Genomic DNA, 20,058 nt, shown 5'->3' on the forward strand with positions numbered 1-20,058 from the left:
GGTGGTGTACTTGCGGCTCCCATACCCGCAGTCTATCCAAACGGGGAATCATCGATACAGCTCGGGTCTTTTTTGTATTCTCAGGCAGCTATGCACCGGCAATCCCCGTATTCAGAAATGGATCAGCATGAACAACTCCCAGATGGGTGAGCAGATTCTCGAAGGCCTCGGCGGCCCTGAGAACATCTCGCACTTCACCCACTGCGCCACCCGCTTGCGCGTTACCCCCAAGTCTCACGGCGCTATCGATAAAGACAAAATTGAGAGCACCCCCGGCGTTCTTTCCATCCTTGAACAATCTGGCCAAACCCAGGTTGTGCTGGGCGATAAGGTTGAGGGCGTTTACAACGAAATGCTCAAACTTCCCGGCATGAAAAACGTAGGCGAAGGCACCGTTGACGCCGACGACAACGACGAAAAGAAAGCGGGCGTTTTGACCCGCGTCTTCGACGTCCTCTCCGACGCTTTCCGCCCCATCCTGTGGGCGCTGCTGGGTACCTCGATGATTCTGACCCTCATCGTGTTCTTGCAGCAGCTAGGCTTCTTCGGAACCTACACCGACCTCACCGGTCAGGTAGTGAACATCGACATCGTGAATGGCCCACGCCTTTCAGACCCAGATGCCGCAGCTTCTATGCTCAACGAATGGCGTTTGAAGTTCCCCTTCTGGTTCATTCTTCTGGCAGCGTCACTGTCGGTTCTGCAGTTCATGCCCATCATGATTGGTGCAACCGCAGCTAAGCGTTTGGGCGCCAACATGTGGGTTGGTGCAGCAATCCCCGCAGCGTTGATGACCGGCACCTTCCAGGGTTTCGCCGACGTCGCTACTGACGGCGTAGTCCAGGTCCCCTTCCTCGGCCTCACCATCCCGCTGTACGTTATGAACTACACCGGTCAGATCTTCCCGCCGTTGTTCGCAGCGGCACTGCTGGCACCGCTGGAACGCTTCCTCAAAAAGGTCATTCCAACCATGCTCCACATGGTTTTCGTGCCTATGCTATCCGTCCTGATTTTGGTTCCGCTCACCGCGTTCCTCATCGGGCCTTTCGGCATCAAGTTCGCACTTTTGATCTCTGACTTCATTGGCAACATCAACGAAATTGCTCCCTGGTTGGTAGGCGCGCTCATCGCTGGTCTGTATCTCTTCATGGTTCCCCTGGGTCTGCACTGGCCTTTGAACGCTGTCATGATTAACAACCTGCAGACCAATGGTTTCGACTTCATTCAGTCCCCCATGGGCGCTTACAACTTCGCTGTCTTCGGCGTAGTTACCGGTGTTGCGATCCGTGCTCGCCACAATAAGCTGCTTCGTCAGACCGCAACCGGTGCCGCTGTTTCCGGTCTGCTCGGTGGTATTTCTGAGCCTTCGCTCTACGGTGTGGTTCTGCGTTATAAGCGTGTCTTCCCGCTCATTCTTGTTCCCGCTGTCATCGGTGGCGCGCTGATTTCTATGCTGGGTGTCAAGTCCTACGCTTTCGCGTTCACCTCTCTACTTTCGATTCCTGCAATGCAGCCTGCGCCTCTCTACATGATTGGTTTGGCTGTTGCTTACTTCGGTGCTCTCGTAGGTGTTTTGATCTTCGGTTACGACTCCAAGACCTCCAAGAAGGCGCTGGAAGATGATGCTACCGAGGGTGAAACCGTAGCCGATCGCGTGGAAGATAATAAAACTTCTTCTGTAGCTGCCGGTCTTGCCGGTGCAGGTGTAGCGGGTGCGGCTACCGCATCTGCTGGTGCGCACCGATCGGCAGACCAGGCATCCGGTACTACCACTGCGGCATCGTCCTCAGATTCTGCAGCATCCGCAGATCTGCCTTGGGCTGGCTCAAACAACTCTGGTCTGGATGTTCCTGCTCCTCTTGCAGGACGCGCGATTCCTCTCGCGGAAGTTCCTGACCCCATCTTTGCTGGCGAAAAGCTCGGCAAGGGTGCGGCAATCGAGCCTTCGGGTAACACCGTGTATGCACCCGCTGCGGGCAAGGTTATTGCGACTTTCCCCTCCGGACACGCGGTTGGTCTGCGCTTGGATAACGGTGCAGAGCTCCTGATTCACGTGGGTATCGACACTGTAAGCCTCAACGGTCAGGGATTTGATGTCAAGGTAACTAAGGGTCAGCAGGTTGAAGCTGGTCAGGCACTCCTCAGCTTTGATCGCAAGGTCATTGAGGACGCCGGATTCCCCCTCGTCACCCCCGTTTTGGTGACCAACACCGTGAAGTTCTCCGAGGTTTCGGCGAAAACCGGTGAAGTTGCTCCCGGCGATGATCTGATTCAGATTACTGCTTAAATCGCGGGCTTCCTAAGCGACTGACCGCCGTAGCGTGTTTTGACCAGGTATATCTGGTCAAAACACGCTACGGCGGTCAATTGTTTTAAATCTAGCGTTCTAACTCTAGAACCATATGCACATGATCAATCCCCGCTTCAAGGTACACGTCCCCCACCTGGGCAAACCCCGCAGCTGCATAGAGAGTGCCCGCGAGGTACTGCTGGGCCGAAATTTCGATGCGCTGGGCATCGGTATTTTCGCTAATCCAGCGGATACCTTCGGCAAAAATCGCTTTGCCCAGCCCGGTTCCGCGAGTTTCGGGCAGGACGGCGACTCGTCCAATCGTCCACGCGCCAGGAGTGATTTCGTGGGAATCGTCAGTGACGGTCTCCAAATCAAACATGCGCAGGTAGGCAATGACGCGCCCGTCGTCGGCCTTGACGAAAAGGTGCATGCAGTCGAGGTCGGCGTCGTCCGGTTCCTGCTCGGTAATTTTTTGGCCCACAGTAAAGACGAGCGCACGCATCACGTAAATGCTGTGTAGTTCTCGCAGGGTCAGCTCATCAAATGTTTTCACGTGAAACTGTGGGTTTTTCATGGAAAAAAGCGTATCACCGGGTAGCACATACGCTGCCCGGTGATATCACATAGTGGGGTTTAGCCGTAGATTGCTTTGCGCTGTGCATCTGCCGCTGCCACACGTTCCTGACCAACAGCGTTGAGGGTAATCTGAGCGTCCCCGGCGTTTGCTGCTGCGGCAGCACCAGGGATAGCCCACTTGACGGTGCCGCCAGAGTACTCCTGGACCTCGTACGTTACGCCGTTTTCAACAACGGTCTTTGCCGCAGCTACCGGCAAACCGATTGCCGAAACCTTGCTGTGCAAACCTAACTCTCCCTGGCTCCATTCTTTGTACTGGTTGGTATCAGAGTATGAATCCCAGGCATCAGATTTCATTTGGGCAAGGTTATAACCGAGCCAGCGCGATGAAAAGACGGGCGACCCGGCAACTGCATGGTAATCGCTACCGGCGGCGATGGTGTATGCAACGTTATCGCCTTCGTGGAGGTAGATTCGAGCGTTCTGTATCAAGCTGTAATCGGTGTAATCCCAATTGATAGCGGCCGGATCAACAGTTGCCGGTTCGTTATTGATGGTGAAGATATCGCCCTCTGCTGGGTCCACTACTACAGAAGCAGTATCGGCACCCCATACAGTAGTTATACGTCCCGCGGCGTCGGTAAACATGGTGGTGAGGTACTGGCTGCTACCGTGGCCGTCGGCACCTGCCCAACGCCAACCTGCCGGAGCGCCAAAGCGGTCAGGGTTCTTCAAATACTCGTTATACACCCGCTGATCCATTACGGTAGCGTGCCCGGTCTGCGCATCGTAAACGAAAACAGAAGTACCGCCCTGTTTGATGGTCAAACGGTCATTGACCGTCTTGTATTCCCCGGAGATTTTAGGCGTAAGATTCAGGCTTTCTTCCAGAGTCTTCAAACCCTCGGTGTTGAGCTGGGTCTTCACCGTGGTGTTGTCGCGCGAGAAAGTCAGGGTTCCGTGCTCGAAATTCTGCTGAGCAGTAGTGCCATTCCACACGGGGTTGCTGGTTGGCAGACCCAGGGCCTGGATAGCGGACCCCTCTGACCAGGTGCTTTTACCTGTCCAGTCGTTGAGCGCGGCGGTGTTTGTCTTGAGCCAGGGAACTTCGACGACGGCGGAGCCGGGAACCCGCGCGCCGTTGGCATCTGCGGCAGTTACGTAAGCTGTGGTATCGGTGATGGAAAGGAGAGCTCGCTGCGCTGGAATGAACTGTGCGGCGGTCCAATTGATATTTTCTGGGCCTTTCACAACGGGAGCGGTGTTTGCGGTGAAGCAGGCACGAGTTTTGGCACGTTGTGCCATCCATGTCTTAGCTTCAGGGCTCTGCAGATCGATTTTAGATCCAGGCTGGGTGGCCTGGTCAACTACGACTAGCCATCGAGTCTTACCGGAGGTAGTGGTGACGATTTGACCGCAGTAAGAGCTCTTCCAAGAGGAGCTCTCCAGGGCGCCTAACTGCGCAGGGCCACCAGCCTGTTTGAAACTCTGCATCTCAGCGGAGTTAGTGAGGGCTTTGGCACCGGTGGAAGGACGCCAGGTGACGATACCTGTTTTAAATTCCTGGGCGCATGTTCCATTAGAAAAGCATTCTTCTGCGCTGGTGGGGGTACCTAATTGTTTGGCGTGGGAGGTAGCGAATGTTGAGATTGCGCCCTGCGATGAGGTGGGGGCAGCATGAGCCATTGTGGGCGCTATTCCAAACAACATAGTCGCTGAAATAAATGCTGAACCGATTTTGAGGGTGTTCTTCACGAAAGGGGTCTCCTGATAAGACGTATAAAAGTTTTTTACTGTGGTTGCGATTGAAGATACTGAGGGGAAACGAAGTAAGAAAGCAATATAATTTGAGCTTTGTACTATCGATTATTAGTAGTTCACCACTGTTTCTCCTAGTCATACACACTTTTTAGGCAATTTACCCCCTTAAGTGTCTACATTTTCTGAATTCTTTAGGGATTGATTTTCGATATTTCTTTAGGTTCAGCTAGCACGGTGCTAAACTATGAATCGTTCTATTGCCTACGGAAGGTTCTGCATTGGATTCTGCAGCGTTTATTCGATAACCGCTGAAGCACCCGTCTTCAGCTTAATCTCTAGCGAAAGACGCTTATCCATGCATATTTTTAATACCTCCGTGCCCTCTCTTTCTTTTACTGATTTATCCCTATTGTGGGCAGACGGTACCCCCTGTTTTAATCATCTTTCCGGTACTTTCCCACCGGGAATAACAGGGCTAATCGGCGATAACGGTTCGGGCAAGTCTTCTTTATTGAAAGTACTCGCAGGGCTCATCGAACCTAGCTCAGGAGAAATCAGCGTGCCTGATGCCGTCGCCTACTTGCCGCAAGATCTTGGTCTTTCGCAGCACTCTACGATTGCAGAGCTGTTCGGCATTGCAGAGGTTCTCTCTGCCCTCGATGCGATAGAAGCCGGCGAGTACGACCCTGAACTTTATGACATCATTGGCGAGCAATGGGACATCGCCGAAAAAACGCTGAGTACCCTGGCCTCGGCAGGGTTTGAACCAGCAAAGCAGGAACAATCCCAGACTTTACTAACTCGACCCCTGACCGAGTTTTCTGGTGGCGAGGCGGTAACTGCCGCCGTCGTCGCGCTGTTACAGTCCGCCCCTGATGTTGTGCTCCTCGATGAACCCACGAACAATCTGGATTCAACCGCCAAAGCACGGCTCATTCACTTGCTAGAAGAACTATCGTGCCCGGCAATTGTGGTGAGCCACGACCGTGATCTTCTGATGCATGTTGACCAGATTGCTGAACTCTATGAGGGGAACTTGCGCTTCTTCGCGGGAAATTTCGAGGTGTATCGGGCTGCTCTTGATACCGAGCAGGACGCCGCCGAACGCCATGTGCGCGAGGCAAAGGCAGACGAAAGACGCCAAAAACGGGAGCGCATCGAAGCAGAAACCAAAATAGCGCGTGCTGAACAAGCAGGTAAGAAAGCGGTAGCTAACAAGAAAAAAGCGCCCCTAGCTTTAGGGCTCGATAAGATGTCTGCCCAGCGTAGCTACGCGAAAACCCGGCAGGTGCATCAGAATCGCTTCGATTCTGCGGATGCGGCTAGGCGCGAAGCTGAGAGCAAGGTTCGCGAGTATGAAAGTATCTATTTGGACTTACCCGCTACTTCCTTGCCCGTGGGAAAGAAAGTTTTGGAATTACAAAAGTCTTCTGAGCTGAAGAAAAGCGACGATTTACCTGAGCAGATTATTGTGGCTGGCCCCGAACGCTGGCGTATTGCCGGGGAAAACGGTTCGGGAAAAAGCACGCTTATTCAGGAAATCCTTGGCGTGCGCGCGTCTTCTGCTCCGGTGCCGGTTTATCGGGCAGAGTACTGCATTGAGAACGTGGGGTATTTGCCTCAGCGAATTGAGCTAGAGACCGGTTTGAACATGCTGGAAATGGTCGGGCGCGCCAACCCTATGATGAACGAACAGCAGATTCGTGATGCTTTGGCTCGTCTGCTCTTTCGCCGCGACCGGGTGCTTTTACCGTCTGAAGCCCTGTCCGGCGGGGAGCGTTTCAGGGTGGCGCTTGCGCAGATTTTATTGGCGCAACCGGCGCCGCAGCTCCTCATTCTCGATGAGCCCACGAATAACTTGGATATGACATCGGTGGATTGGCTGGGGAGTGCCCTTAAAAATTATGAAGGTGCTCTGTTGCTCGTGAGCCATGACGAGTACTTCTGTGAGCAACTCGGGGTGCAAACGCTGGTGGACTTAACCCCTCGTGAGATACCAATAAATTCCGCCAACAGCAGCTAGAGCAACAACCCAGGAGGCAATCCGCTGCGCCGTTGTCTCTTGGGGCAAGGTAAGGACGTTGCCCCAGTGGTCGGGGAATTCTTTCGACCTGTTAAGGTATTGGAGCAGAAATGCTATTGCGACCATGATGCCTATAACGACGAGCGCTACGACGGCGCGGAAGAGAAACATACTTGAAGTATAGAGCTGCGTTTTGCGTGCCGAGAAGATGGCTGGTCCCGTCTGGGTCACTAAATCAGTGGAAGTGCACTTATTTGAGTGCACTTCCACTGATTTAGTGACCCACCGGCTGTGAGGCCCCCTTCTAGTCGTCCTTTCCTCTACGAAGGGCTGCACGGGCTCGCTCGCGGTTGACGGCGGCAATCGCCGAAAGCGGGATGCCAGCGGGGCAGGTCACTGCGCATTCGCCGTAGACCGAACAGGGTCCAAAGGATTCGTCGATTTCTTGGATAATCGAACGAGCTCGCTTAGAGCGTTCTGGTTTGCCCTGCGGCAAGGTGGAGAGGTGGTTGAGCACCGAACCTGCAAACAGATTCGCAGCACCATTAGGGCATGCCGCGATGCACGCTCCGCACCCAATACAGGCAGCAAAATCAAGGGCTTTTTCAGCCCGGCCGTGCCCAATCTGCATGGAGTCGGCGTCGGCAGCAGTGCCGGCGTCCACCGCCACAAAACCGCCCGCCTGAATCACGCGGTCCATGGCCGATCGGTCCACTACCAAATCGCGGATGACGGGAAACGCCGCCGAGCGCAGCGGTTCCAACCGCAGTTTCTGCCCATCCTTAAAGGAACGCAGATGTTGACGGCACGACGGCGTGTTGGGCACCGGCCCATGAGGCTGATCGTTGACCGTGATTCCGCAGGTTCCGCAAATGCCTTCACGGCAGTCAGAATCATAGGCAATCGGCTCCCTCCCCTCAGATACCAGGTGGTCGTTGAGGTAGTCGATGAGCTCAAGAAGCGACATTTCTTCCTGTGCGCCCTCAATGGCGTGCTCTTCAAAGAACCCGGGAACATCAGGGTTTTCTTGGCGCCATACCTCAATGGTGAGTCTCATTTGTAATTCCTCGTCTGTAGTTCGATAGCCTCAAAGGTCAGGGGCTCGGCATGGCGAATATGGGAATAGTCAGGACCCATTTCCCAGGCGCTCACAAAACACCATTCCTCATCATTTCGTTGTGCTTCACCGTCGTCCGTCTGGAATTCTTCGCGGAAATGTGCGCCAGCAGATTCTTTACGGTCAAGGGCATCCACGCACATGAGTTCGGCAAGTTCCAGATAATCTTCTACGCGCCCAGCCCGTTCGAGTTCCTGATTGAACTGCTCGCCGGTTCCCGGCACGAAAAGCTCGCGATAAAATTCGTCGCGCAATTCACGAATCTCTTCGATGGCGCGGCGTAGCTTGGAGTCGTTTCGGCTCACCCCGCACCCTTCGTACAGGATTTCGCCTAGTCGGGCGTGAAAATGATCGGTGGGCACAGTACCTCGGATGTTCATGAGCCGGTCTATGCGCTCCTGCACATCGGTAAGTGTCTGCACGACGACGTCGTCCGCCACGTCTACCGGTGCCTCGCCCAGATGCTCGGCAAGGTAGTGAGGTACCGAATAAGGCAGAGTGAACCACCCATCCACACAGGCAGAAAGCAACGAATTCGCCCCTAAACGATTAGCACCGTGATACGCCCAGCCAGCTTCGCCACCCACAAACAAGCCAGGGATATTGCTCATCTGGTCATAGTCAGTCCACAAACCACCCATTGCAAAATGGGCACCGGGTGCAATACGCATCGGAACTTCGTGGGGGTCCTCGCCAGTAGCGTCACGGTACATTTCAAACAGATTGCCGTAGCGCTCATCTAGAACCTTCACGCCTAAGCGCTCTTTGGCATCCCGAAAATCTAGGTACACCGAATTCTTCAACGGCCCTACGCCGTGCCCTGCTTCAATCTGCTCACGAGCAGCACGAGAGGCAATATCACGCGGAGTCAGGTTGGCAAACGCCGGGTATTTCCGCTCAAGATAGTAGTCGCGTTCGTTCTCAGGAATATCGTTTGCCGCACGCGTATCTCCCGCTGTGAGCGGAACCCAAATACGCCCGTCGTTACGCAAAGATTCAGACATCAGCGTGGTCTTCGACTGGAATTTGGAGCTAATGGGCAACGCCGTGGGATGGAACTGAATATAAGCGGGCGATGCAAAATAAGCCCCACGCCGGTGCGCTCGCCAGGCAGCCGTACAGTTGGAGTTCTTTGCCAGGGTCGATTTGTGAAATACGTTGCCGTACCCGCCGGTTGCTAGTACGACGGCGTGAGCGGTTTCCGCACTGATTTTTCCTGTGCGGAGGTTGCGGGTCACAATGCCGACCGCGCGTCCGTCCTTCACGATGAGGTCCAGCATCTCCTCGTGTGTGTGCAGGTTTACTGTGCCCGCCGCTACCTGGCGTTGTAAGGCGCGGTGAGCTGAAACTTGGAGCTGCTGCCCTGTTTGCCCGCGTGTGTAGTAGGTACGTGAGACCTGGACGCCGCCGAAGGATCGAGTGGTGAGCTCGCCACCGTATTCGCGGGCGAAGGGAGCGCCTATCCCGTTCATATGGTCGATGACGCGCACGGATTCTTCAGCGAGACGGAAAGCGTCGGCTTCGCGACCGCGGAAGTCCCCACCTTTGACGGTGTCTTTGACGAACCGGTGAATCGAGTCGTTGTCTACCTTGCGAGCGCGTGCGGAGTTGATGCCGCCCTGCGCTGCCACCGAGTGAGCGCGGCGGGACGAATCGTGGAAGGTGTATGAGGAGACGTTGTAGCCGAGTTCGCCCAGTGCTGCGGCACACCCTGCGCCAGCTAGACCGGTGCCCACGACGATGACCTTGAATTTGCGGCGGTTCAGCGGGGAGACGAGTTTGTAGTCATCGCGGCGTCTCTCCCAGGCGGTAGCGGGGTCACCTTCAGGTACGTGCCCGCTGATGTCTTCCCCGTATGAAATATTGATGTCTGCCATTGGTTTTCCTCTCTATTCGCGTTAGCTCACGAGTCCGGTGAGTACCGCGATGGGAATAGTGATGTTGCCGAGCATGACGACGAGCGCGAAAAGTCCGCTGAGGAGCATGACGGTGGAGCGGGCTTTTTGCCCGAGGGTGATGCCGAAGTCGTTGACCGTGGCGTAGAGACCGTGTGCCAGATGGAGAAAGAGAATGACCATGGCGAGCAGGTAGAAGATTGCTACTGCGGGGCGGGAAAAACTGGCGATGAGGTTCTGGTAAGCAAAGCTGCCCGCCTCTGACCCGTGTTGAAAGTTTTCAGTGGCGACACCTATCCCGGCGGTGAGGTCAAGCAGGTGAAAGATGATGAAGAGCAGGAGTACGATGCCGGTAACTGGCATGGTTCGTGCAGTGAACGAGCTGAAGCCGTGCAGTCCTTTACGGGCAAATTTGCCGCGGCGAGCTTTTGCACGCGCGCTGATGACCCACGCACAGTAGACGTGCCCTGCTAAACAAGCCAGAAGGAAAAGCCGAAAAAGCCAGAGGAATCCCTCATAGGGCAATAGGGGTTCCAGGAGGGTGCGTAACCATAGCGCGTAATCATTGAAGTGCTCGGGACCTAGATAGACTTTGAGGTTTCCGAACATGTGCACCAGCACAAAAACGCCAAACACGATGCCGGTGAAAGCCATAATGTATTTGGCAAGAACGTTGCTGAGCCAGCGCGGACCGATCTGTTTTTGTGGGGTTCTTGTGCCAGCTCTCACTGAGGTGGTACTCATTTTCTGCCTGCTTCTTTCCGCTGGGGTGATACTTCTAGTCTTCTCCTAAAACTGGTTTATTTCAGCAGGAGGGTAGGGTTTCAAAGAATATGTTCAAGCATTACGTTTTGTCTGCTCTGACCTAAAGTATTTGAGAAGAAAACCCTGTTCTTATCAGGGATTATTGGGCAGAAAGCAAGCGCTTTAAAAACAAAAAACTAAAAAACTAAAAAATGATACATTGAAATTCAAAAGCTACTCGTTAAAGGAGATCTCGATAAACCCTCTAGCACTAGTTACCGGGGCCTCTGCAGGTATTGGTTTGAAGATTGCCCAGGAGTTGGCTGAGCGCGGTCACGACATCATCGCCGTAGGGTCTTCTGAACGTGTGAGTTCAGTCAGTGAAAAAATAACCGGTGTTCAGATTTACCCGGTACAAGCTGACCTCACCGCTGATGAGGGAATCGAGAAAATTTGGTCTACCTTCGAATCGCAGGGGCGCAACCTTGACGTGGCTGTGCTCAACGCCGGCAAGAGCCTAGGGGGATCTTTCCACGATACTGATCTTGATGAAGAGCTGTACATGCTCAATCTCAATGTGATCTCGCAGGTTAAGCTAGCAAAGCGTGTGGTGCGTCAGCTTGCTCAGCAGCGGGATGGGCGCATCTTGATTACCACCTCGATGTCTGCGCTCACTCCCACCCCGTTTGAGTCAATCTATGGGCCCACCCGTGCGTTCATGTATAGCTTTGCTCAGGGGTTACGCGAAGAGATGAAGGACTATAACGTTTCAGTTACTGCGCTCCTCCCCGGTGCTACCGCAACTGATTTCCACCACACAGCCAAGATGGATAACACCAAATTTGGAGATAATTCCTGGAAGAATGAGCCAGCTCTGGTGGCTAAACTCGGTGTTGATGCGCTCTTTGCGGGTAAAGACCACGTTATTGGCGGTTCCGAAGCAACTCAGAAGGACGCCCAGCGCAAGAGGACTATGAGCGATATCGAGAAAGCTGAGGAGTTCGCGCGCACGAGCCGTCCTAGCAAATAGGGTCTAACCCGCTTTTGCGTACATGCCCAAGCGTGGTTCCCCTGCACTCGTTAAGAGGCGAGTTTTCGCAAGGTGCTTGAGGAGTTTGAGATCCCGAGTTCCGGTTGCCGGGTTTGAATCGACGACGGCGCAACGGCCAATGGGTTGCCCCACAGTAATTATTTGATTCTGGAGATTAGCCGGTAAAAACCCGCGTTCGTTGCGAAGAATGAACGATTCTCCTTCCCACTTTTCTTCTTCGAACGGACGTTCTGTTTTGATAAGAAAAGTAGATCGGAATCGAGCCGCCTCGTGAACCAACGACGGATAATTTAGTTGCGATGCAAGCTCTTCGATGGTTGCTGATCCTATAAGAGAAAAAGGTGCGCCGAATAGGATGGCACCCGGTTCTACGAGAGCTAAGCTCACCTCTTGACGTAGCAAATCAGAGAATAATTGATTGACTGGCGTATCCAGAATGCCAAGCGTTACAGACCTGCCCCAGAAATCGCCGATGGCGGTTTCTTGTGGAACAAGTTTGACCTCTCGCCCTTTTTTACCGGGAAAAACGATGCACGCAGATGCCTTTTCTATATCGAGAAAGACTTCAATCGCCATCAGCTCAGGGTGCTGAACAGTGCGGATTACTTTTCTGCTCGTGATGTCTACCAGGCACAACCGACGATCCTCCTGCAAGAAACTATTTAATAAGTGGCCGCTACGTCGGTGCATATGCTGGGTGCCCTTCATCGGAGAATAACCGAAGCTACTTACTGTGAGGGTTTTCATAGTTTCAGCTTACCTATACCCCGGAAAAACCGAGATTCTTTCTCTGACAACCGGTTTCTCCCTAAATGAGTATGTAATATACCAGATTATAAGTAAGCTGATATTACAACCCTACGAACCGGAAAGGACATCATGTCTACACCTCAAAACCCCAATCACGGTGAAAAGCATAACGATGCCAGACCTTTTAAGCGTGAGCCCAATCGTGTTCTCCCTGAAGAACCTCCTGCCCAAACTACCCCCTCCAAGAAACCCGCTTGGCCATGGGTTATAGGTTTACTCCTTTTGAGCCTCCTCATCTGGGGCGGGTGCGCACTTGTGGGTAACGTCAGTAACAATGAGAGCGTACGGGTCGAATTAAAAACCACCTCCAGCACGAGCGGAACCGTATACTACGGTCCCGATGATTCTATTGTTGCCGAAGACTTTGCTGGAGAATGGGATAAGACGGTAGAAGACATCCGTCCCCAGGATAGCTACGGTTTACGCGCAAAGAGTGAAGATTCTTCAGCCACAGTTTCTTGTGAGATCTCCGTAGACGGCGTCGTCCAATCACAGGCGGAAGCTACGAATGGTGAAGAGGCTTCGTGCAAACTCCCCGATGAAATCAAGAAATAAAGGTTAACCCACTTCGGTGGCTTCTCATAGAAAAACCCGCTCTGGCTTGTCTTCACAAATCAGAGCGGGTTTTTCTATATTTAGTTGTGCGCCCTGTGGGGCTCGAACCCACGACCCACGGATTAAAAGTCCGATGCTCTACCAACTGAGCTAAAGGCGCTCCACTGTCTTTCTAAGAAAGTCAGCGAAAACAACTATACAGCACAGAGGCGGAAACCTAAAAATCCTGCGTGTGCAATGGGGCACATTAGTATAACCAGACCAGTTTTTCAGCAATTCTTATCCCTTCTCAAACACTCTTCATGCTTCTAAAATAGTCGCTATGCCTCATTCGCCCTGCCCCAACTCTCCCCGGCCGCACCGGCCCGTGAAATTCACCCCGGATAAGTTCACGCACTACATCGGTGGCGATGACCCCGCGGCTCTCCACGAGGCAGCTTATCGATCGGCGCACGCGATTTTACACAGAGGGCGCGCAGCCGACGACCCTCTCGTTACCGAACGGCTCGTAGAATTTACAGACGTTTTTGGCATCGACACCGTAGCCGAAATGTGGTCCCACTCCCCCGCGATTTCCTTACCTGGCGCTCTGTGGCGTATCTATGCCCTCCGAGATACCGTGCAGAAAAATGCTCAGCAAATCTCCGTGTATTACGAACGAGGCATGAACACTGACTGGGCGGCGCGCGTAGTGTCCGGCGTCGCTGCCCCTCCCACCGAACTGGAAATTATTACTACCACCGACGAAATCCTCACCGGCGCATACACCGGCGAGTTCGATATAGCCTTAGAACGGTTCGCTGCCTTTTGCCGAGTAGTTGCGGCAGGGGAAGAATCGACGGCTTACCTCATCGAGCCCGGAACTTACTCTTCTGAACCTCAGCGTGAACTCAATAATGACGCCGATTCTCGCCGTTCGACGCCAAGCGCCGAGGTGCAGGCTGAGGCATCCACCCGCGCGTCGTCACTCCGGGAGCATAGCCGCAAGCTCAAAGGAACTGCTGTGGAGCTGGAAACCGCCGCCGCCAAATGGCGGGCAGGAACCCTCGATAGCTAATAGCAACGTAAGAACGTTCACAAACTGCGCCTTGAAATTGACACTCTGGCTGAAAACGAGAAAACTAGTTAGCAGGTGTCAGGCTGTTAATAGGTAGCCCCGGGCTCCAATATTTAGCCGCTTCGAGCGGCCTTCCGCCGAGAGGCGCTCCCAGTCTGGCACCGCTAATTTTATAAGAAGAGCATGAGGTTCCTCTCCCCTTTTTCTCAAGTGGAGGGGAGCCTCCTTTCTTTAACCAACGTTTTACGCTCAACCGTCGCGTTTTACCCTTTGCGCCCAAAAATTCAATCAAAAATTATGGGTGGAAATGAGAAAATTGCGAGTTTGTTAACCCTAAGCAGTTATCTTTGAGGGAGCATATATAACCTGACGTTCATAAATCGACACCTCAAGGAGAACTCGTGTTCGAGCAGCTGTTCCCCCAGGAAAGCGCATCTTTAGAAGCCCTGGCGTCGCTCTCGAACCAGGTAGCTGATGCAGCCGCGCTTCTTTCGGAGATGGTGGGTTCCCATGGGAAAGAGAACTATCCTGAGGTGTTTGCCAACATGTTGGAGCATGAATCCCAAAGTCAGAATACTTTTTTTACCGCAATGACTCAGGTGCGTAGTTCTTTTGCGCCGCCGCTGCCGCGTGAAGATCTATACACTTTGGCGAACCACTTGATGAGCGCCGTCGAACGTTTGACGAGCGCCGGACATGTGCTTACCCTTCTTAAAATTGACAGGTTTACCTCCAACGCCACCACCTTGTTGGATTTAATTCAGCGGGAGGCAGTGCTCACTTCTGCCATTATTCCTCGTTTGGGTGAGCTCAAAGGTACCGACGAGTACTGGATGGATATGATTCGACTCTCCCGCCAGGCAACCCGAACCGGTGAAGTCTATAAGGCAGAGATTTTGGATTTATACAAGACAGATCGCTATCTCAAAACAGTTCAGTTTGTTGAAGAACTTACCGGAGCATCCCAAGCTATGCGCTCCGTCTCAACCCATATTGGTCGAATTATTGTGCAGGAATCCTAACCCGTGACTCTCGCACTGGTACTTCTGTGTTTTCTGGGGCTAGCAGGATTTCTTCTAGTCTCGGGATTCCACGACGCTCCAAACGCTGTAGCGGTTGCGGTGCGCACCCGCGCGCTCACCCCTAAATACGCTTTGACGATTAGCGCCGTCCTGAATTTTCTAGGTTTCATAGTTGCCGCTGTCCTGTTGACGCAACTGGCAAATCGCTGGTTGCTATTGCCCTCTAACGACGTGGGGCTGGCGATGCTCCTCACTGCGCTGATTGCCCAGATTAGTTGGGGTCTCATTACTTTTTGGTTGCGTATGCCTTCTTCGTCCACCCACGCGCTGTTGGGGGGGTTATTGGGGTCGTTGTGGGCAGCTCGCTCGGTAGGCTACTCACTAGGATTACCCTTTTCAGAGTCAACCCTCTCCATTTTTGGAATATCTCTGGTTTTAGTACCGGTCCTGATTTTCGGCACTGCCTGGCTTTTGGTTTCACCGCTATCTATGCTGGTTGCGCGATCTTACCCCCGACGAGTAAACAAAGTTGCCCGAAACGCGTTATCCATTGCCAACTCAATTATTTCGCTGGTCCACGGTATACAAATTGGTCAACGTGCCGTCATGATTTTCCTGATGATTTGCGTTGCTGGTTCTCTACCTGCCCATGGCTGGCCACTTGCGTTAGCGGGCATCATCAGTGCGGCAATTTTAACAGCAGGAACCTTGATGGGCGGCTGGCGCATTGGTCATACCTTCGCCTACAAAATGGTTCGCTTAGATCCGTTCCGCGGTGCTGTAGCTCAAGGTACCACAGCAACTTTTATGTTGTTGTGTCAACTGATTCTCAACACCCCAGTTTCTTCATCGCATCTTGCCGCTAGTTCGGTTCTAGGTGCCGGTTTAAACCAACGATTCAGTTCTGTCCGCCCAGGAATTGCCATGAAGCTTTTGCTCACCTGGTTTGCAACTATTCCCGCTGCTTTCTGCATTTCAGCGATTTTTATGCTGGCTCTTTCTCCTCTACTAACCCAGTAGAGTAGTTCGGCAATGTTCGGAGGCAGTCTATACCGTGCCCTGTTCAAGGAAAGCCAGAACGGCGCGCACGCGGCGATTCCCCTCGTCCGGCTGAAGTTTCAGCTTGTCAAAAATATTACCGATGTGTTTTGAAACTGTAGGAGCCGATACCACCAGTTTATCCTCGATTTCTTTATTAGAGAGCCCCTGCGCCATCAGTTCCAAGATTTCTCGCTCCCGCGGGGACAAAGTAGCTAGCGATCCCTGTGGCGTCGTAACCGCAGTATTCATCAGATGCGTGACGACGTCGGGATCCAACACGGTACCGCCGGCGGCTACCGTGCTCACTGCACGGGCAAATTCTTCAATATTTCCCACTCTATCTTTGAGAAGATAACCTAGCCCGTTAGCTCCTGCGCTAAAGAGTTCCCGAGCATAGGCGGCTGCGATGTACTGGCTCAGTACCAGAATCGGCAAACCGGGGAACTGTTCGCGTAAAAGCGCGGCAGCTTCTAGCCCATCGGATGAATGGTGAGGGGGCATCCGAACATCTGTAATCACGATATCGAGCGGCTGTACCTGCTGTTCGCGCTGCACCATTTCAATTAGCTCCCCAGCGGTACTTGCTTGGGCAATGACCTCATGCCCTAGATGCGTCAGCACCATCACTAAACCTTCGCGTAGAAGCGCGGAATCTTCAGCAAGAACAATTCGCATGGTAGTTTCTTTCTCTTCTGGAGTGGCTCTTTAACGGTACCTGCCGTACACGATGAATGCGCCCTCATTGGAGAGCGCATTCGCAGAGATGGGGAGGGGTATTCTCAAAGGCAAGAGCCAGGCAAATACAGCAGCAAGGTGAACTGGCTGGGGCTGGCATGAATTGCCTTACTGAGCGCTAGCGAAGCAGGCAAGAAGGTTAGTTCACCGTTGCTGTGCTTGCCTGGCGGTTTAGGCGATCTATGAATAACCCTCCATTCTCGCGATTAGCCCTGTCGCAAGGGCAATTCTGCGCGCAGAACCGTGGGACCACCCTGGGGCGAGCTGACACTAAGCTGACCACCTAGGGTAGCTACGCGTTCCGCTAACCCACTCAAACCGCTACCAGTACCGATGTGGGCTCCACCCACGCCGTGGTCGGTGACGGTCAGGACCAGATTGTTTTGGGCGGTTACAGCCTCTACCCCAATCTCGGATGCTTTGGAGTGCTTCAAGGCGTTTGCGATTCCCTCACTAGCCACATAGTAAGCCGTACGTTCGACCTCACGGTTCAGACGCTCATTGACCAGGTAATTCAAACGAACAGGTAACAAGGTGTGGTGGGCAAGCTCATCCAGTGCCGCGCCCAGACCGTGCGTCTCCAGTACTGCTGGGTAGATACCACGGACGGTATTGCGCAAAGTCTCCAACGCGTGATTGATCTGTACTCGTGCGCCGCTCACGTGCTCGGTCAAAAGCTGAGCATCCGCCCCGGTAGAAATTAGTCGCTTAGCTTCCATTTCTGCCAGCCCCAGGCGCATATTGACGTTCACCAGCTCCTGTTGCACGCCGTCGTGCAAATCCCGTTCAATGCGGCGTCGTTCTGTTTCAAACGAATCCATGATGGTGCTGCGCGATGCAGAAATCTTTTCCAGCTGACGCTCGTATTCTTCGGGGCGCTGTGCAAGCAAAGATTTAGAGATGCTGCCAGAAGTAGCTGCGACGACGCCGTTGAGGTAAGCACTCAGCGGGATGGTCAGCAGGGCGAGAAGCAAGAAAATCCACCAGAGATTTGAGGTGATATCCGGCAGAGCGAACACTTGTTGTGCATTAGTGACCGCTGAATTCTGCTCGATGAAGTATTCTCCCCGGTGAGAAAAAACAGACCAGTTGGTGATTTCTTGGCCGCGTAGCAGGGAAACCATCAGTCCTATCGCAACGAAAAACACAGAGATTTCAACGATGAGTAGCCCGGCGCTAATAGCTCCGATAATTGAGGCAACGACCAGGGCTAGTACCTCGCGCCAGCTTGCAGGTTCGGTGTAACGGAATTTGATCCATTCCCAAATATTCGACCGCGATACCTCCACATGATTATTTTCCAGAGGACCAAAGCCCATCGTATTCAGACGCCATCGTTCAAAGTAACCAAATGCCATGCCCGCCAGCGGGAGCAGCAAAAGAAAAATAAGGGTGGCAGAGAGCGACCCAACGACGCTGGCGAGAGCTGCCAGAAGAAGTAAGTTGAAAAGCGCAATAAAGGGCGCTTTTGAGAAAAGATAAGCGGGAGAAGCGAGAGAGCGCCAAAGATTTTTTCTTGGTGCTATGCCTGAAGCAGTTGATGTATTTTTCATATCTATTATTTTTCCCAACTGCCTCATTTTTTACAGTGGAGCAGAATGTACTTTATGAGGGTATATCTACCTATACCCTGCATAGAGGAAACTATAGAGCCCAAGAGCCTGATCCGACCGCCTCGAACATCCACCCTAGCCATACCCCAGATTTTATGGGCGATATAGTGTACAACTGACCCTAACAATAAAAAACAAAATCAAATATACTGGATTTACCACAAATCTATCTTCATACCATTTTATTTTTTACATAAAATGCGTTGCTGGATTTTCTAAAAACCACGTTTTGCTCATCTTTTAATGAGGTATATTTTGGCACTTGATTCTCAGTTTGCAGGTAAATGGACCATCGATCCTGACCACTCTCGCATCGGTTTTTCGGCGCGCCATGCAATGGTAACTAAAGTCCGAGGGGCTTTTAACGATGTTCAAGGGACCGCTTTCATTGACCCAGAAAACTGGAAAAAGTCTTACGCGAACGTGTCCATCCGCGTAGACAGCATCGATACCCGTAATGCGCAACGCGATGAGCATCTCCGCAATAATGACTTCTTTGATGTCGCCCACTACCCCACTATTGAATTCGTCTCAACCTCTATTGATGAGGTGGACGAGAACCAGTTCATCGCCATGGGTGAGCTATCCATGCACGGTGTCACTAAACCTGTTTCTATTCCTCTAGATTTGACCGGAATCAACCAAGATTCTTTCGGCAATATTCGCGCTGGGCTCGAAGGTGGACGTCGCATCGATCGCAAAGACTGGGGAATTACGTGGAACGCTGCCCTCGATGCTGGCGGAGTCATGGTTTCAGAAAAGATTAGTCTAGAGTTTGAGCTTTCCCTGGTGAAAGAAACCGAGGATTCTTCTGCCGACACTGCAGCCTAGGTTGCATTCGACCATCTAACTTTTTCAAACACACAGCGGAGCCCTTCCTCCTGGAAGGGCTCCGCTGTGCTGTACTAGGTTGAGAAAATCAAAACCTGATAAATAACCTATTCAACCGCAAAGACTGGGCTTAACCGAAGCGACCGGAAACGTAGTCTTCGGTTGCCTTCTGCTTGGGGTTGTTGAAGATTTCCTGGGTAGGAGCGTATTCAACCAGCTTGCCGGGTTTGCCAGTACCTGCAATGTTGAAGAACGCGGTCTTATCCGAAACACGAGCAGCCTGCTGCATATTGTGAGTCACAATAACCACCGTGTACTCTTCTTTCAGCTCGTTGATGAGGTCTTCAACAGCCAGGGTTGAGATAGGGTCAAGAGCCGAGCAGGGCTCATCCATCAAAATCACGTTGGGTCGAACAGCAATTGAACGGGCAATGCACAAACGCTGCTGCTGACCGCCGGAGAGACCAGAACCCGGCTTATCAAGACGGTCTTTCACTTCGTTCCACAAGTTAGCACCGCGCAAAGAGCTCTCTACCAGATCATCAGCATCGGAGCGGGCAATCTTGCGGTTGTTCAACCGAACACCAGCCAACACGTTTTCACGAATGGACATAGTAGGGAATGGGTTAGGGCGCTGGAAAACCATGCCCACCTGTGAACGCACCAAAACGGGGTCTACACCTTTAGCGTAGAGGTCATCGCCATCGAGCATGACCTTGCCTTCAACGCGTGCACCGGCAATAACCTCGTGCATACGGTTGAGGGTGCGGAGGAAAGTTGACTTACCGCAACCAGAGGGGCCAATGAACGCGGTGACGGAGCGGGGCTCAATAGTCATGTTGACATCTTCAACCGCCAGGAAGTCGCCGTAATATACGTTGAGGTCCTCAACATCAATGCGCTTAGACAATGTTTTATCCTTTACTCAAGAATT

General features: G+C 52.8%; 18 protein-coding genes and 1 tRNA gene. 8 read left to right on the top strand and 11 right to left on the bottom strand.

Going from position 1 to position 20,058, the window contains the following annotated elements; all coding sequences use genetic code 11:
- The first annotated feature begins 127 nt into the window (after positions 1–127).
- Positions 128–2,287 (top strand): glucose PTS transporter subunit IIA, encoded by a 2,160-nt coding sequence (locus A7E48_RS08470; RefSeq protein ID WP_068172165.1) that lies wholly within the window; start codon positions 128–130, stop codon positions 2,285–2,287.
- A gap of 91 nt (positions 2,288–2,378) precedes the next feature.
- On the opposite strand, the gene A7E48_RS08475 is transcribed toward A7E48_RS08470, so the two are convergent.
- Together A7E48_RS08475 and A7E48_RS08480 are read right to left on the bottom strand one after the other, a co-directional pair.
- A complete protein-coding gene (locus A7E48_RS08475; protein ID WP_233126045.1) occupies positions 2,379–2,846 on the bottom strand; it encodes a GNAT family N-acetyltransferase in 468 nt (155 codons plus the stop codon).
- 80 nt (positions 2,847–2,926) lie between these two features.
- The gene (locus A7E48_RS08480) at positions 2,927–4,624 is read right to left on the bottom strand and encodes a hypothetical protein (protein ID WP_068172168.1); all 1,698 of its coding nucleotides are present in this window, start codon (positions 4,622–4,624) and stop codon (positions 2,927–2,929) included.
- A gap of 361 nt (positions 4,625–4,985) precedes the next feature.
- On the opposite strand from A7E48_RS08480, the gene A7E48_RS08485 reads away from it, so the two are divergent.
- The gene (locus A7E48_RS08485; RefSeq protein WP_068172171.1) at positions 4,986–6,653 is read left to right on the top strand and encodes an ABC-F family ATP-binding cassette domain-containing protein; all 1,668 of its coding nucleotides are present in this window, start codon (positions 4,986–4,988) and stop codon (positions 6,651–6,653) included.
- Here the strand turns inward: A7E48_RS08485 and A7E48_RS11020 are convergent.
- From A7E48_RS11020 to A7E48_RS08500, 4 genes are read right to left on the bottom strand one after another with little or no spacing between them, the layout of a single operon-like run.
- Complete coding sequence (locus A7E48_RS11020) at positions 6,609–6,917, bottom strand: hypothetical protein (RefSeq protein WP_141669430.1); 309 nt, start codon at positions 6,915–6,917, stop codon at positions 6,609–6,611. The two genes, A7E48_RS08485 and A7E48_RS11020, sit on opposite strands and share 45 nt — an antisense overlap.
- 40 nt (positions 6,918–6,957) lie before the next feature.
- Positions 6,958–7,710 carry a succinate dehydrogenase/fumarate reductase iron-sulfur subunit gene (locus A7E48_RS08490; protein ID WP_068172174.1) on the bottom strand — a complete coding sequence of 251 codons (753 nt, stop codon included), beginning with the start codon at positions 7,708–7,710 and terminating at the stop codon, positions 6,958–6,960.
- Positions 7,707–9,647 (bottom strand): fumarate reductase/succinate dehydrogenase flavoprotein subunit, encoded by a 1,941-nt coding sequence (locus A7E48_RS08495; RefSeq protein ID WP_068172176.1) that lies wholly within the window; start codon positions 9,645–9,647, stop codon positions 7,707–7,709. The genes A7E48_RS08490 and A7E48_RS08495 overlap by 4 nt, the downstream gene beginning before the upstream one ends.
- Before the next feature lie 21 nt (positions 9,648–9,668).
- The gene (locus tag A7E48_RS08500; RefSeq protein ID WP_068172177.1) at positions 9,669–10,409 is read right to left on the bottom strand and encodes a succinate dehydrogenase cytochrome b subunit; all 741 of its coding nucleotides are present in this window, start codon (positions 10,407–10,409) and stop codon (positions 9,669–9,671) included.
- A gap of 220 nt (positions 10,410–10,629) precedes the next feature.
- On the opposite strand from A7E48_RS08500, the gene A7E48_RS08505 reads away from it, so the two are divergent.
- Positions 10,630–11,439: an SDR family oxidoreductase gene (locus A7E48_RS08505; RefSeq protein ID WP_255376926.1), complete on the top strand. Its 810-nt coding sequence runs from the start codon at positions 10,630–10,632 to the stop codon at positions 11,437–11,439.
- Positions 11,440–11,442: 3 nt separating this feature from the next.
- Here the strand turns inward: A7E48_RS08505 and A7E48_RS08510 are convergent, their stop codons facing one another.
- Positions 11,443–12,207, bottom strand: a complete 765-nt coding sequence (locus A7E48_RS08510; RefSeq protein WP_083147318.1) for an MOSC domain-containing protein — start codon at positions 12,205–12,207, stop codon at positions 11,443–11,445.
- A 132-nt stretch (positions 12,208–12,339) separates the two neighbouring features.
- On the opposite strand from A7E48_RS08510, the gene A7E48_RS08515 reads away from it, so the two are divergent.
- Positions 12,340–12,825, top strand: coding sequence for a hypothetical protein (locus tag A7E48_RS08515; RefSeq protein WP_068172183.1), 486 nt, complete (start codon positions 12,340–12,342; stop codon positions 12,823–12,825).
- Positions 12,826–12,912: 87 nt separating this feature from the next.
- On the opposite strand, the gene A7E48_RS08520 is transcribed toward A7E48_RS08515, so the two are convergent.
- Positions 12,913–12,985 (bottom strand) — tRNA-Lys (locus A7E48_RS08520).
- A 162-nt stretch (positions 12,986–13,147) separates the two neighbouring features.
- On the opposite strand from A7E48_RS08520, the gene A7E48_RS08525 reads away from it, so the two are divergent.
- The 3 genes from A7E48_RS08525 to A7E48_RS08535 all read left to right on the top strand — a co-directional run bounded on the left by A7E48_RS08525 (position 13,148) and on the right by A7E48_RS08535 (position 15,924).
- Positions 13,148–13,882 (top strand): hypothetical protein, encoded by a 735-nt coding sequence (locus tag A7E48_RS08525; protein ID WP_068172186.1) that lies wholly within the window; start codon positions 13,148–13,150, stop codon positions 13,880–13,882.
- A 401-nt stretch (positions 13,883–14,283) separates the two neighbouring features.
- Complete coding sequence (locus A7E48_RS08530; protein WP_068172188.1) at positions 14,284–14,904, top strand: phosphate transport regulator; 621 nt, start codon at positions 14,284–14,286, stop codon at positions 14,902–14,904.
- Between the two features lie 3 nt (positions 14,905–14,907).
- The gene (locus A7E48_RS08535) at positions 14,908–15,924 is read left to right on the top strand and encodes an inorganic phosphate transporter (RefSeq protein WP_083147319.1); all 1,017 of its coding nucleotides are present in this window, start codon (positions 14,908–14,910) and stop codon (positions 15,922–15,924) included.
- Positions 15,925–15,951: 27 nt separating this feature from the next.
- Here the strand turns inward: A7E48_RS08535 and A7E48_RS08540 are convergent, their stop codons facing one another.
- Together A7E48_RS08540 and A7E48_RS08545 are read right to left on the bottom strand one after the other, a co-directional pair.
- A complete protein-coding gene (locus A7E48_RS08540) occupies positions 15,952–16,620 on the bottom strand; it encodes a response regulator transcription factor (RefSeq protein ID WP_068172193.1) in 669 nt (222 codons plus the stop codon).
- Positions 16,621–16,886: 266 nt separating this feature from the next.
- The gene (locus tag A7E48_RS08545) at positions 16,887–18,233 is read right to left on the bottom strand and encodes a sensor histidine kinase (RefSeq protein WP_068172195.1); all 1,347 of its coding nucleotides are present in this window, start codon (positions 18,231–18,233) and stop codon (positions 16,887–16,889) included.
- Positions 18,234–18,548: 315 nt separating this feature from the next.
- On the opposite strand from A7E48_RS08545, the gene A7E48_RS08550 reads away from it, so the two are divergent.
- On the top strand, positions 18,549–19,124 hold the full coding sequence (locus tag A7E48_RS08550) for a YceI family protein (RefSeq protein WP_233126047.1): 576 nt from the start codon (positions 18,549–18,551) through the stop codon (positions 19,122–19,124).
- Between the two features lie 130 nt (positions 19,125–19,254).
- On the opposite strand, the gene pstB is transcribed toward A7E48_RS08550, so the two are convergent.
- The gene (pstB, locus tag A7E48_RS08555; protein ID WP_068172206.1) at positions 19,255–20,034 is read right to left on the bottom strand and encodes a phosphate ABC transporter ATP-binding protein PstB; all 780 of its coding nucleotides are present in this window, start codon (positions 20,032–20,034) and stop codon (positions 19,255–19,257) included.
- Positions 20,035–20,058 lie beyond the last annotated feature (24 nt).

The sequence above is a fragment of the Rothia sp. ND6WE1A genome, assembly GCF_001683935.1.
Classification (GTDB): domain Bacteria; phylum Actinomycetota; class Actinomycetes; order Actinomycetales; family Micrococcaceae; genus Rothia; species Rothia amarae.

What these genes read in the sequence shown, in the direction of transcription:
- A7E48_RS08540 (WP_068172193.1), bottom strand. Translation starts at nt 16,620, where the DNA reads ATGCGAATTGTTCTTGCTGAAGATTCCGCGCTTCTACGCGAAGGTTTA.
- A7E48_RS08545 (WP_068172195.1), bottom strand. Translation starts at nt 18,233, where the DNA reads ATGAAAAATACATCAACTGCTTCAGGCATAGCACCAAGAAAAAATCTT.
- A7E48_RS08470 (WP_068172165.1), top strand. Translation starts at nt 128, where the DNA reads ATGAACAACTCCCAGATGGGTGAGCAGATTCTCGAAGGCCTCGGCGGC.
- A7E48_RS08495 (WP_068172176.1), bottom strand. Translation starts at nt 9,647, where the DNA reads ATGGCAGACATCAATATTTCATACGGGGAAGACATCAGCGGGCACGTA.
- A7E48_RS08490 (WP_068172174.1), bottom strand. Translation starts at nt 7,710, where the DNA reads ATGAGACTCACCATTGAGGTATGGCGCCAAGAAAACCCTGATGTTCCC.
- A7E48_RS08485 (WP_068172171.1), top strand. Translation starts at nt 4,986, where the DNA reads ATGCATATTTTTAATACCTCCGTGCCCTCTCTTTCTTTTACTGATTTA.
- A7E48_RS08525 (WP_068172186.1), top strand. Translation starts at nt 13,148, where the DNA reads ATGCCTCATTCGCCCTGCCCCAACTCTCCCCGGCCGCACCGGCCCGTG.
- A7E48_RS08515 (WP_068172183.1), top strand. Translation starts at nt 12,340, where the DNA reads ATGTCTACACCTCAAAACCCCAATCACGGTGAAAAGCATAACGATGCC.
- A7E48_RS08510 (WP_083147318.1), bottom strand. Translation starts at nt 12,207, where the DNA reads ATGAAAACCCTCACAGTAAGTAGCTTCGGTTATTCTCCGATGAAGGGC.
- A7E48_RS08500 (WP_068172177.1), bottom strand. Translation starts at nt 10,409, where the DNA reads ATGAGTACCACCTCAGTGAGAGCTGGCACAAGAACCCCACAAAAACAG.